16 protein-coding genes and 1 tRNA gene are annotated in these 11,247 nt (G+C 48.9%); 8 read left to right on the top strand and 9 right to left on the bottom strand.

What is annotated here, in order from left to right; all coding sequences use genetic code 11:
• Positions 1-1,882 (bottom strand): HAMP domain-containing protein (locus tag ACXJJW_RS04320; RefSeq protein ID WP_456474496.1); only part of this gene is annotated, 1,882 nt, incomplete at its 3' end.
• Between the two features lie 197 nt (positions 1,883-2,079).
• Here ACXJJW_RS04320 and ribH point away from each other — a divergent pair.
• Positions 2,080-2,523, top strand: a complete 444-nt coding sequence (ribH, locus tag ACXJJW_RS04315; RefSeq protein ID WP_456474495.1) for a 6,7-dimethyl-8-ribityllumazine synthase — start codon at positions 2,080-2,082, stop codon at positions 2,521-2,523.
• 5 nt (positions 2,524-2,528) lie between these two features.
• Here the strand turns inward: ribH and ACXJJW_RS04310 are convergent, their stop codons facing one another.
• Both ACXJJW_RS04310 and tmk read right to left on the bottom strand, forming a co-directional pair.
• Positions 2,529-2,966, bottom strand: coding sequence for an FAD synthase family protein (locus ACXJJW_RS04310; RefSeq protein ID WP_456474501.1), 438 nt, complete (start codon positions 2,964-2,966; stop codon positions 2,529-2,531).
• Positions 2,967-3,178: 212 nt separating this feature from the next.
• Positions 3,179-3,856: a dTMP kinase gene (tmk, locus tag ACXJJW_RS04305; protein WP_456474494.1), complete on the bottom strand. Its 678-nt coding sequence runs from the start codon at positions 3,854-3,856 to the stop codon at positions 3,179-3,181.
• A gap of 49 nt (positions 3,857-3,905) precedes the next feature.
• Here tmk and ACXJJW_RS04300 point away from each other — a divergent pair.
• Together ACXJJW_RS04300 and ACXJJW_RS04295 are read left to right on the top strand one after the other, a co-directional pair.
• Positions 3,906-3,979, top strand: a tRNA-His gene (locus ACXJJW_RS04300).
• A 126-nt stretch (positions 3,980-4,105) separates the two neighbouring features.
• On the top strand, positions 4,106-4,414 hold the full coding sequence (locus ACXJJW_RS04295; RefSeq protein ID WP_456474493.1) for a hypothetical protein: 309 nt from the start codon (positions 4,106-4,108) through the stop codon (positions 4,412-4,414).
• A 292-nt stretch (positions 4,415-4,706) separates the two neighbouring features.
• On the opposite strand, the gene ACXJJW_RS04290 is transcribed toward ACXJJW_RS04295, so the two are convergent.
• The 3 genes from ACXJJW_RS04290 to ACXJJW_RS04280 form a co-directional block, all read right to left on the bottom strand.
• On the bottom strand, positions 4,707-5,006 hold the full coding sequence (locus tag ACXJJW_RS04290; RefSeq protein ID WP_456474492.1) for a hypothetical protein: 300 nt from the start codon (positions 5,004-5,006) through the stop codon (positions 4,707-4,709).
• A 102-nt stretch (positions 5,007-5,108) separates the two neighbouring features.
• A complete protein-coding gene (locus ACXJJW_RS04285) occupies positions 5,109-5,423 on the bottom strand; it encodes a DUF3467 domain-containing protein (protein ID WP_456474491.1) in 315 nt (104 codons plus the stop codon).
• A gap of 16 nt (positions 5,424-5,439) precedes the next feature.
• On the bottom strand, positions 5,440-5,904 hold the full coding sequence (locus tag ACXJJW_RS04280; RefSeq protein WP_456474490.1) for an ArsR/SmtB family transcription factor: 465 nt from the start codon (positions 5,902-5,904) through the stop codon (positions 5,440-5,442).
• Between the two features lie 258 nt (positions 5,905-6,162).
• Between ACXJJW_RS04280 and ACXJJW_RS04275 the strand changes: the two genes are divergently transcribed.
• Entirely contained in the window at positions 6,163-6,645 is a 483-nt protein-coding gene (locus ACXJJW_RS04275) for a DUF2299 domain-containing protein (protein ID WP_456474489.1), read from the top strand.
• Between the two features lie 2 nt (positions 6,646-6,647).
• Here ACXJJW_RS04275 and ACXJJW_RS04270 read toward each other — a convergent pair whose 3' ends face one another.
• From ACXJJW_RS04270 to ACXJJW_RS04260, 3 genes are all read right to left on the bottom strand, one after another.
• On the bottom strand, positions 6,648-6,872 hold the full coding sequence (locus ACXJJW_RS04270; protein ID WP_456474500.1) for a sulfurtransferase TusA family protein: 225 nt from the start codon (positions 6,870-6,872) through the stop codon (positions 6,648-6,650).
• Positions 6,873-6,939: 67 nt separating this feature from the next.
• A complete protein-coding gene (locus ACXJJW_RS04265) occupies positions 6,940-7,257 on the bottom strand; it encodes a thioredoxin family protein (RefSeq protein WP_456474499.1) in 318 nt (105 codons plus the stop codon).
• A gap of 15 nt (positions 7,258-7,272) precedes the next feature.
• Positions 7,273-7,686 (bottom strand): DsrE/DsrF/DrsH-like family protein, encoded by a 414-nt coding sequence (locus tag ACXJJW_RS04260; RefSeq protein WP_456474498.1) that lies wholly within the window; start codon positions 7,684-7,686, stop codon positions 7,273-7,275.
• Positions 7,687-7,714: 28 nt separating this feature from the next.
• Here ACXJJW_RS04260 and ACXJJW_RS04255 point away from each other — a divergent pair, with 28 nt between their 5' ends.
• From ACXJJW_RS04255 to ACXJJW_RS04240, 4 genes are all read left to right on the top strand, one after another.
• A complete protein-coding gene (locus ACXJJW_RS04255; RefSeq protein ID WP_456474488.1) occupies positions 7,715-8,095 on the top strand; it encodes an ArsR/SmtB family transcription factor in 381 nt (126 codons plus the stop codon).
• Positions 8,096-8,239: 144 nt separating this feature from the next.
• Entirely contained in the window at positions 8,240-9,007 is a 768-nt protein-coding gene (locus ACXJJW_RS04250; protein ID WP_456474487.1) for a HoxN/HupN/NixA family nickel/cobalt transporter, read from the top strand.
• 101 nt (positions 9,008-9,108) lie between these two features.
• Positions 9,109-10,362: a DUF1015 domain-containing protein gene (locus tag ACXJJW_RS04245; RefSeq protein ID WP_456474486.1), complete on the top strand. Its 1,254-nt coding sequence runs from the start codon at positions 9,109-9,111 to the stop codon at positions 10,360-10,362.
• Position 10,363: 1 nt separating this feature from the next.
• Positions 10,364-11,224 carry a damage-control phosphatase ARMT1 family protein gene (locus ACXJJW_RS04240; RefSeq protein WP_456474485.1) on the top strand — a complete coding sequence of 287 codons (861 nt, stop codon included), beginning with the start codon at positions 10,364-10,366 and terminating at the stop codon, positions 11,222-11,224.
• Positions 11,225-11,247 lie beyond the last annotated feature (23 nt).

The raw sequence follows: 11,247 nt of genomic DNA, 5'->3' as shown, positions 1-11,247 counted from the left end.
GATTCTGCGCCTTACTCGCTATCTGCTGCACCGCCGAAGTTATCTCATCGCTGGCAGCATTCAGCTGCTCCGAAGAAGCAGCCTGCTCCTCAGCAGTCGCAGCAACGCGCTCAACAGCAGACTTCACCTTCGTTACCAGCCTTGCAAGGTTCTCCCTGGTCTGGTTGAAGGTATCTATCAATGTCCCGAAGGCGTCGTTTCTCTCAGCGGTAATACCCCGGGTGAGGTCGCCATCTGCAACCGCCTTGACCACCGGCAGGAGCCTCTCCACCTGCATCTCCAGGTACTCCTTTGCTTCCAGAATTTCGCGCTCCTTTTCTTTCAGCTCACTGAGGTCCTTCAGGATTACAAGCCCGCCGTAAACATCGCCACTGGCATCGAAGAGGGGCGCTGCATTTACAAGCACAGGAATCTCCTCTCCATTCATGCCAGAAAAGCTGGTCTCTTTTCCTCTGACAACAGATTTTGTTTTCACAGCCTCCTGAACAACGCTTCCAATCTTACTCTGGAAGATGTCTCCGAAGTGCATCTCCTGCGCCTGGGAGGCGGAATATCCGCTGATTTCCTCTGCGGCACCATTGAAGTAGGTGACCCGCATGTCTTTGTCAACAGTTACCAGGGGGTCTGGAATGCTGCTTATCACAGAATCTGACTTTCTGAGAGCATTTACCACCTTGTTCTTCATCTCCTGAATGGACCTGGTTAAGACGCCCACCTCATCGTTGGAGTCAGAAACCTTAATTTCACGGTCCAGGTCGCCACCTGCAATTGCCTTTGCATCTTTCACCAGCCTATCTATGGGACCTGTAATCCTACGGGACATCACCAGTCCGAGAGCGATTACCAGAATACCTGCAATCGTGGCAATCATTATACTGTCCTTTTTGATATCCCCTGCGACTGCGGTGAGCTCACTTGACGGAATGGATGCGAGAGCATAGTACTCCCTGCCGTTCGCCAGCTGCACCTTCCTGTAGTGGGCAGTCCACTCCCTGCCGTCATCCATATAGGTGAGTGTGCCCTCGTCGCCTTTCAGCTCCTTGACATCTATTATCAGATTTCCTGCGCTGGACTCGTCGAACTCCAGGTCAGGATTTCTTCCATTGGCAACAAAGAGTGCGCCGAGCACCTTACCCTCGGCATTTCTGTATTTGGGGTCAATGAGCATGCCGTAGCCTTCCTCACCGGCCCTGAGCTCCTTAATCGGATTTGTAATTTCGTCTGCCTTGTAGTTGATTATAATGAGGCCCACCCTCTCCCCGTTTATATCGAAGGGCATGGAGTATCTTATCGCAGGCGTACCTGTAGCTCTGGCAATGCTTATTGCTGAGACATGAATCTCATTCTCACTAACCACCTTCTTGCGGATGATGTCGTCAAACCATCCCTTGTCGCCCTTGTAATCCTTGACATCCTCCTTCCCGAGCTTTACGCCCGCAAGAACATTTCCGTCTTTCCAGAAAATTCTTATCATATCAATATTGGGCCTCTCCTTTGCAATTTCCATAAAATAGTTCAGCACTTCCTGGTAGGTCTCGGTATCTCCGAGAAGTTTTGGATATGCGGCACCCTTCTTATACTTGCTGACCTCCTTATCCAGTGCCTTATTCTCATACCTTTCTTTTACCAGCCTCTGTACAGCCGGATGCTTCTTTATTAGCCTTATATCATTTTCAAAGCTCCTGGAGTGCTCAACCGCACGCAGAGCAGCGCTTTCAGTCGCGCTGCTGAGCTGTTCCATACCCTGCGCCGTGAGGGCATCCCCAGCTTCATTTGAAGAGACGTAGGTAACAACGCTGAGCGGCATCAGCGCCGAAAACAACACCAGAAGTATTATTTTAAATCCAAGTTTCTCTTTCATTGATGCCAGTCTATCCTTCATTCCCTTAGCACCCCCTAAATTTCCAACCTATTCTCAAAGTATAATGCTGAGTTATGTGGTTCTGACCAGTCTATTTATTATTTATTTTTCCTCAGTCGAAACCAGATTTAGAAAAAGAGTTTTTGGTGTTAAGGTTGATGATTGGAAGAGAGCCATACAACTACTCATAAATGAGTAGCTACTCAAAAAGTATATAAATGAGGAGAGAAAGGAAAAGGAGAGGAGATGATAGAATGAGGCTTGCGATAGTTGCTGCGGAGTTTAATTACGACATAACCTATGCGATGGTGGAGCTTGCAAAGGAGCATGCAGGTTTTCTTGGCGCTGAGGTTAGCAATGTGGTAAAAGTCCCGGGTGTTTTTGATATGCCCCTTGCAGTCAAGAAGCTCCTGGAGCGGGAGGATATCGATGGCGTGGTAACCCTTGGAGCTGTTATAGAGGGTCAGACTGAGCACGATGAGATAGTGATACAGCATGCCTCAAGAAAAATTGCTGACCTTGCGCTGGACTATGATAAACCCGTGGCGCTGGGCATCTCTGGTCCTGGTATGTCCCGCCTGGAGGCGCATCAGCGCGTTAAGTACGCCAAAAGGGCAGTCGAGGCCGTGGTCAAGATGCACCGCAGGCTGAAGAAGATGTAGTGGGCTCACCTTTTCTGCTCAAGGCGCTGGTCAGGGAAGTTCAGCTCAATTATGCGCTGGAGTATACTCCGCGTTGAGGGGAGTTTGCATTCTTTATACTCCCGAATCCTCACCACACTGCACCTGAGGCCGCGCTTCTTCAGCTCCTTTTTAACCTCCTCCTCGCTGTGGGTCTGATTTGGACCAAGGGCAATGACATCCGGCTTAATTTTTTCCACCGTTGCGTAGATGTCATCCTCTTCCCCGAGTACAGCTACATCCACAGGCTTGAGGGCCTTTACCATCTCCATACGCTGCTCCTCAGGTACAACAGGAATGCGCTTTCGCCGGGTAACTGTGGAATCTCTCGCCACTGTCACCACCAGCAGGTCGCCCTTCTCCTTGGCACGTTCCAGGAAGAACACGTGCCCCGGGTGGAGGATGTCGAATACACCGCCCGCCAGTACCACGGTGAGCTTCTCCCTTCCCCTGCGTGTTAATCTGTAAGCTCCGCCCTCTCTTTTGAGAAGCCCCTCCTCTAAAAGCTCCTCGAGCCTCTTTCCGAGGTTTCTATGCCCGCACCTCACCTCCCGGGCTATTGCCTCTGCGGTCGCGCTCATGCCCAGAAAATTCAGTTTCCATACCGCTGCGAGGAGCTCCTTCATGTTACCACCTGTTAAAAATCTTCGAGGGCACGCTGCTCTGTATGCCTTTTCTCTTCTTCAAAGGCGGCGAGGTATCTTCCAACCCTCCGTCTTATAGCATTCTGAACCTCATCAATAGAGCCGGAGGCATCTATTATTACAAAATTTTCTGAATCTTCGGCAAGGGTGAGGTAAATCTGGCGTACCCTGCTGAGGAATTCCCTCCTTTCAAAGTGCTCCCTTTCGCGAAGGCTTGCGCGAAGTGAGTTGAGGGAGGATATCCTTTCCAGCGCCACCTCGGGTTCAACGTCGAGATAGAGCACCAGGTCGGCCTCTGGAGCAAAGGAGTTTATCTCTCTCAGCCAGCTCATCTCCAGTCCAGAGGCGGACTGATATGCAAGGGAGGAGTAGAAGTACCGCTCAGTAATGACCACCTTACCCTCGTGGAGCTTTCTCATTATCTCGCGGAGGTGCTCACTTCTGTCTGCTGCAAAGAGCAGGGCTTCAGTCCTCGAATCGAAGCAGCGCGTTCTCAGGCTCTCGCGCAGTAGCTTTCCTATGGCCCCGTCAGTGGGCTCTCTGGTGAGAAAGGTGTCGTAACCCTTACTCCTTATCCAGCCGCTGAGCAGCTTCGCCTGCGTACCCTTGCCGGAGCCGTCTATACCCTCGAAAGCTATAAGAAGCATCATAACTACTTCCCTCTCTACCATTTAAATATGCTTCCCATTGTTACCGGAATACTCTATCCTGAACACCATGGCCACGGTAGTGTAGCCTGGTTAGCACAAGGGACTGTGGATCCCTTAGCCCGAGTTCGAATCTCGGCCGTGGCCCTCACCTGTTAGAACTAGGCCTATCTTTTCAAACTTTTTTGTATTTTTCACTTTTACAGTGCTCTACCGTTGATTATATATCTTTATCCCTGAGTTTAGACTATATAAAATTAAATCATAGGGGGAATGATATTGAGTAAATTGTATCCTTGGGTATGTATCCTAAAAGCAAGAATCGAGTATTTGGAATTCAAAAAAAGACTGAAGGAGGAGATAAAAGAATTTGAGACTCCTCAAGATCCTATTTGCAGAAGCTGGGTGAAGACACACAATGGCATCGTACTTAAAGCTGCAGTCGTTATGAACTCCAGTCCAACAGCTATCATTGTGTTCCTTACGACTTTACCTGAAGATGCTCATGCCTTCGCTACGAGATTTAATGAGATAGCCGAGGTAGACCTTCGCATTGGAGAGTTAGATTATACTTCAGAATAGTTCACTGGTTCACTGGCTTGAGGTTCTGCTCCGATTCAAACGTTATTAGTTGTTCCATCCCCATCGAGCTGGGGCCATATAGCCTACTTAGGACAAAAAGGCGACGAAGTTCTCCAAGTCTAGTCTTTCGTGCAAAATAAGGGTGCTGGCTATGCATAAGACATATTGTGGGCTAGAGCTTTCAAGACCAATGGGCCTCACTTATAAGGCGCATGAGCCAACATTACACAAAAGAGTAACCCAAGGCACTGACTATAATATCTGGATGAGTTTCATATTAAAGTTCTTTAATCTATCTTATAAATTGAATGTATTTAATAAAAGAATATTCGTGTTCATGTGCTTTTAAGGCTTCTATTATATCGTCCCTTTTACTTTTATTGGCACATACGTCCTCTCGACCTTGTGAATGATAAGGTCGTAAATATTCTTTTTTGAGCAAACTTTCTATCGCTTTTCGCAATTCCCCCCAGCTGGATCTTGGTGCACCTTTCATAAGGTCTTCTTGGGAAATATGTTTCTTACACCACCTATTCATATATGCGATTTTGTATAATATTCTCAGTTCGGCTTCATTGAGCCCACATGACATAAATTTAAAAATTCTACTGTAATATAAATATTTTTTGCTGCCGTATCAAACAAAAAATTTGTATATGAAAGCGTTCTCTCATGAGGCTCTTAAGAATGGACTCTATCTCTTAGCCCTTAGAGTACTAACATCAGGTTTTTTTATTTCACCCACTTTCTCTTCATATTCTTTTATTTGACGATCAAGTAAATCCCTTAACTCCTTGGCTGCTATTGGAGACATTACAATAGTAACAGGGACTTCATAAATTTTTTTGTCATCTTCTCCCGGAAATATCTCATTATAAAATCTAAGTCTATAATCGTATTCTGTAAAAGTTCCTATTGCACCCTGTGTATAGATCATTTGGTAGTTGGGCGTTCTTCTAGCTTCAGCTTCTACTATCTTTGCCTCCTCTTTATCGCCTTCTTCCGCCATAATCGATATTCCCCCCTTATACAGGTATTTTGATAGATCTCCCTCTCTTTTCTTGTTCCTCAATAGGGAAATTAACCGTGAAGGTAGATTTTCCACGGTTCGATATAATATCTGGAGATGAGATATACCACTCTCCGATTTCATCTATTTCATCTCTTATTTGAATTCGGATGTCTCTCAGCACCTCTTCTTCTTCTCTCTCTTCCTTTGCCATCATGAAGCTATGCGCAAACACCGCTTTTATAAGATATTCAGTTATTTTATTTTCTGCCAACTTAAAGTACTTCATTCGCCCGCGTTTCTTGGAGATGGTTACAAGTTTGTTATGAATCAATTCTGGAAGCTTTTCATATAGAGTGACGCGAGATATACCTATGTACTCACCCAGCTCCGTCATATTGTACTCCATGTCTGGATTTTCAGCTAAAAAATCAATGATTCTTATTTCTGATGTGTTCCCAAGAAAGTCCGAAAGTGCCATTACTACCACCTAGTGTTAAAGTTTTTGAACATTAACGTTTGAAACCTTTAACAGTTGAGTATATATATATTTTTCCTTTCGGATAGTATGACTCAAGCGTACATCTGCAAAGCCTTGGCAATCACGTTAATATTGCCGTTTTGAGCCTCGAGTTACACCTGCTGAACCTCTAAGCTGCCACTCTCGTCATCATTGGGGTATGTTTCCTTCTATGAAAGGTATTTATACCTCTCAGCCTATTCTAACCCTGGTGATATCATGGGAAAAAATGAGCTTGCAGAAAAGGTGAAAGGCTGGCTTGAGAAGGAAGGTATATTCAAGGAGGAGATAGACAACGAAAATGCTGAGTTTCATTTTCTTGTTCAGTTCCCCAAGGGTTCGAATTACATAAGTGAGGTGATAAAACCCAAAGACAGGGATTATTTAATTATTGGCAGCAGCATACAGCTTGCCGAGGAGCACTACAGGGCGCTTCATTCCCTGCCCAAGACCGAGATGAATGCCCTCCTCTGGCAGTGGAGATTTGACCTCCTCTTTCGAGACGCAGAGTTCAGGATGGTGCCGAGTGCTCAGGAGCTTAAGGGCATGGAGTTTACCAGGTCCTTGTATGAAGAGGATTTAAGCAAAAGCATGCTGATAAATGCCCTGAGGGAGATATTCAAGTGCAAACTTTACATAGTCTGGAGGGTTGCGCAGATGATGGGAAGAGAGGAATCCACTGAGGGGCAGATTTACAGGTAACCTTAGCTCCCATCTCGCTTGCGAATAATAATCTCCAGGTCCTTACCGCCATCTCTGACCTCGACCTCATGCCCTATTTCAGCCATGTGCTTTGGTACATTCTGCTTCGCACAGGGCATGTCCACGAGCACGCGGAGCACCTCCCCCTCTTCCAGCTTCTCCAGCGCCTCAAGGGTTTTAATAAGGGGCACAGGGCAGATTTCTCCGCGGAGGTCGAGCTCCCTCATCCTCACACCTGCTTTAAATTACCCTCTCCGCATAAAAATCCTTTTCCCATAGGCGGCATTCCAGGCCTCACTCAAGCATACTCTCCAGCTTCCTCTGCAGCGGGGCCTCCTGCATTACACCAGCTACGCCATCCACAAGCTCCCCCTCATTAAAAAATGCGAGGGTGGGCACGGAGAGCACCTCGTAGCGCTCCGCCAGCTCCTCGTTCTCGTCCACGTTCACCTTGACAAACTTCACCCTGCCCAGGTACTTCTCTGCCACTTTTTCGATGATTTCCGCCATCACGAAGCAGGGGGGACAGAAGTTGGAGTAGAAGTCCACCAGCACCGGGATAGGAGAACCAAGAACCTCCTTCTCCCAGCTCTCCACGCCAGTTTCAACCACAGCCAAGCGCCTCACCTAAAAGCTCAGCACGTAGTCGCTCTTCATCAGCACATCTGTATAGAAGGTATCCGGGTCTGCTATGCCAACACCCTCAATAAAGTCTTCATCCTTGAACTCAAAAATGTCCTTGTTCAGGGGGCAGGCAAGAAGCAGAGCTCCCTCCATCTCCAGCATTGTGAGCATGTCCTCAGGTGTGGGCAGGGCAAGCTCCTCCATCTTGTCCATGACAGCCTTCTGAATCTCTTCAGGCTGGTCCGGGAGGCACTTCAGCTCCTTTATCTTTTCCTTGTGCACGGCATTTATCCCCCGGGACCCGAAGAACAGGGTCACATCAGCACCTGCACGAAGCATACTCAGGGCGGTCATTAGCCCGTTGAAAACCTGGCACAGCTCATCATGGAACAGCAGTACAGTAACCTTTTTTGTCATCTTCACCACCGACACATATTATTATATTATGATATATAAATTTAACCGCTTTAACAATGTTAACCCCCATCTCTCTGCTATGGATGTGGACAGGAACAGGGAAACATGGCTTGAACTCAAGGCCAAGACCTTTAAGGTTTTCGCTGACCCCACGAGGCTCAAAATTCTTGAGGTGCTCCGTGAGGGCGAGCTAAATGTCTCCGCCATAATGGAAAGGCTGGGGCTGAAGCAGAGCACCGCCTCCCAGCATCTGCGCATGCTCAAGGAGTGTGGAGTTGTTTCCTCTAGAAAGGAGGGCAGGGAGATGTACTACAGCCTCAAGAATGACAAGGTGATAAAAATCCTTGATGAGGGGGATGAGCTTCTAACGCAGACCATAGAGGAGCTGACCTCCTGCGTCTGCCCCTAAACGCGCAGAGACCAAGCTCCGTCTCTGCCCTATATTACATTTATGAAAATAGTCCAGATTAAATATTAACAAAGATGAAAGCACAAGATTTTTATGCACCTAGGATAATACTTATTTTAAAAAAAGTATTACAGAGGCAGAATTATGAGTAGCGATATGCTGCTTCCCCTCATCGCTCTTTCAGCCGGAATCAAACACGGTGTGGACTGGGACCATATAGCTGCTATTATGGACATAACAAGCACCCAGCAGAGCAGACGCAAGGGGATTTTTCTGGGATTTCTCTATGCCGTGGGGCATGCAAGCGTTGTGGCAGCCCTCGCCTTGGGAGCACTTATCGTTGGAGTCTCTCTGCCAGAGGGCGTGGATGGCATAATGGAGAAGGTGGTTGGCATCACCCTTCTCCTGCTGGGCATCTATGTCTTCTACGCCCTGAAAAGGTATAAGGGGGACGACTTCAGGATGCTCCCCCGCTGGGCCCTTCTTGCCAACGCCGTGTTGAGAGCCTATGGCTGGGTCGAGGCAAAGATAACCAGAGCCCCGGTGAAACATCGTCAGGTGCTAAAAAGCGGTTATGGTAATACCTCGTCCTACATTATAGGCATGATTCACGGCATTGGAGCAGAAACGCCCACCCAAGTTTTGCTCTTTACCCTCGCACTGGGTGCAGGCGTGGCAAGCGGAATAGAAATCGGAACAATATTAATCCTCGCCTTTGCCCTCGGCCTGGTGGTCACAAACACAACCATGGCGGTTCTGGGCGTCTATGGATATGTGGGGTCATCAAACAAGCACAAAATTTACAGGACCGCCGCCCTTGTAACCGGTACCTTCAGCCTGCTTCTCGGCATTGTATTTATATTCGGGGGAACAGGCTATCTCCCCGAGCTTCAGGCCCTCTTGGGACAGTAATAAACGGCCCTGAGCTACCGCCTTTCCGGGCCTTCTGATGCTGATTTGGGGGAGGCAAGTTTTTATATTTTATGCCGATAAATAGGCAGAAAGGTGTGGCCATGGTACTGGTAAAACCATTCAGAGGAGTGCGCTACAACACAGCAAAAGTTGAGATTTCGCGGGTGGTAACCCCTCCCTACGACGTTATAAGTGCAGAGGAGCGGGAGCGCTACTACGCTGCCCACAGGTACAACATCATACGCCTGGATTACAACAGGGGGGAAGGTGAGGAGAAGTACCGTGAGGCTGCGAGGCTGTACAGGCAGTGGCGCGAGTCACAGATTCTAATAAGGGAGAAAAAGCCATCGCTGTACTACTGCCGTCAGGACTATGAAATAAAGGGAGAGAGGAAGGCCCTCCGCGGCCTGATTGCGCTGGTGAAGCTAAGCGAATACAGCGCCGGCGAGGTGCTGCCCCATGAGGAGACGTTAAGCTCGCCCAAGGAAGACCGGCTTGCCCTGCTGAGACATACAAAGGCGAACTTCAGCCAGATTTATGGTCTCTATGAAGATAGGGAAGCAAAGGTAACAGAGATGGTCGAGGGGGAGCTTGAAGAGCCCATCGTGGATTTTTGTGATGGCACAGGTAGAAGGCACCGCCTCTGGCGGATAAGCGATGAGGGGGTTATAGAGGCTGTTGTGCGGGCATTCTTTGAAAAGAGAATTTACATAGCTGACGGGCATCACAGATATGAGACTGCCCTCGCCTACCGCAATGAGATGCGCAGGCTCACTGGGAGGTGCTCGGGCGAAGAGCCCTTTGATTATACCATGATGTTTCTCGCCAATCTCTATGATGAGGGGGTTACAATCCTGCCTGCACACCGTGCAATCAAACAGGAGTTTTCCAAGGAGGAGTTTCTGGCCAGGGCAGAAGAGTACTTTGACATTAAGAGCTTTGGCAGGGATGGAGAGGCGCTCTTCCGCTTTTTGTATAGTGATAAAAGGAATTTTGGATTCTACCGCGATGAGTTTTATGGACTCGCCCTGAAAGATTTTGAGGTGATGGACAGGCTGCTTGAGGCGAAGCCCCCTGTGCTTCGAAGGCTGAGCGTGAGTGTGCTCCACTCCCTCATCCTTGAAAGGATTCTGGGATTCCGCGGGGGTGAGGGCGATATAGCCTACATCATCGACGAAGAGGAGGCGGTTGCGGGGGTGGATAGAGGGGAGTTCACAGCCGCCTTCTTTCTGAATCCTACGCGCGTCGAGGAGATTCGCGAGGTTGCACTGGCCGGTGAAAGGATGCCCGGCAAGGCCACCTACTTCTACCCAAAGCTCCTCACAGGGCTTGTGCTCTACGATATGGAGGAGTAGAATGCGCACCGGCGAGGCGTGCTACCAGTGCTTGATAGAGCAGAGCAGGCGTGTTCTGAGGCAGTGCAGACTGGGCAGGGAGAAAGAAGCAGAGGTTATGAAGATGGTGGAGGAGTTCCTCGAAGAGAGGTACTCTAGGGATGCAGTGCCTGCGCTGCTTGGCACTGAGCTTCACAGGCTGCTTAAGAGCGCCACGGGCTGTGGAGACCCCTTCAGGGCGCTAAAGGCTCAGTCCAACACCCTTGCCATCTCTCTTATTCCCAGGGCAGAGGAGATTGTGGGAAAAGCTGAAAACAGGCTGGAGGCAGCTGTTAAGGTGGCGCTGGCCGGAAATCTGCTCGACCATGGCATCTGCGATACGGGTAGTGAAGAGATGCTCAGCAGAGCGCTGGAAGAAGAGCTGGCCATCAACCACATCAGAACATTAAAGAGCCTTATTAAGAGGAGCAGGCGTGTGCTCTACCTGCTGGACAACGCCGGCGAGGTTGCGCTGGATGCACTTCTCATAGAGGAGCTCAAGAGGCGCGGCCTGGAGGTTGTGGCGGTGGTGAAGTCCAGGCCAATAATCAACGACGCAACCCTTGAGGACGCCGAGCAGGTGGGGCTGACGCAGAGGTGCAGGGTTATAACCTCAGGGAGCGATGTGGTCGGCGTTAACCTGGAGGAGGTATCTGGAGAATTTCTGAGGGAGCTTGAGAGGGCTGATTTCATCATCGCCAAGGGACAGGGACACTTTGAAACCCTGGACAACTACAGGAAAAAGCCGATGGTTTTTCTGCTCAAGGCCAAGTGCCCCACAGTGGCACAGAAGCTTTGCGTACCTCAGGGGAGCGGTGTTTTGCTGAGCAGTGACCCTGTTTAAACAGATAGATTTATTAATCCCCA

This window comes from Candidatus Pyrohabitans sp., assembly GCF_054014795.1.
The sequence above is the reverse complement of the archived record's forward strand: the minus strand, read 5'-3'. Positions and strand labels throughout refer to the sequence as shown.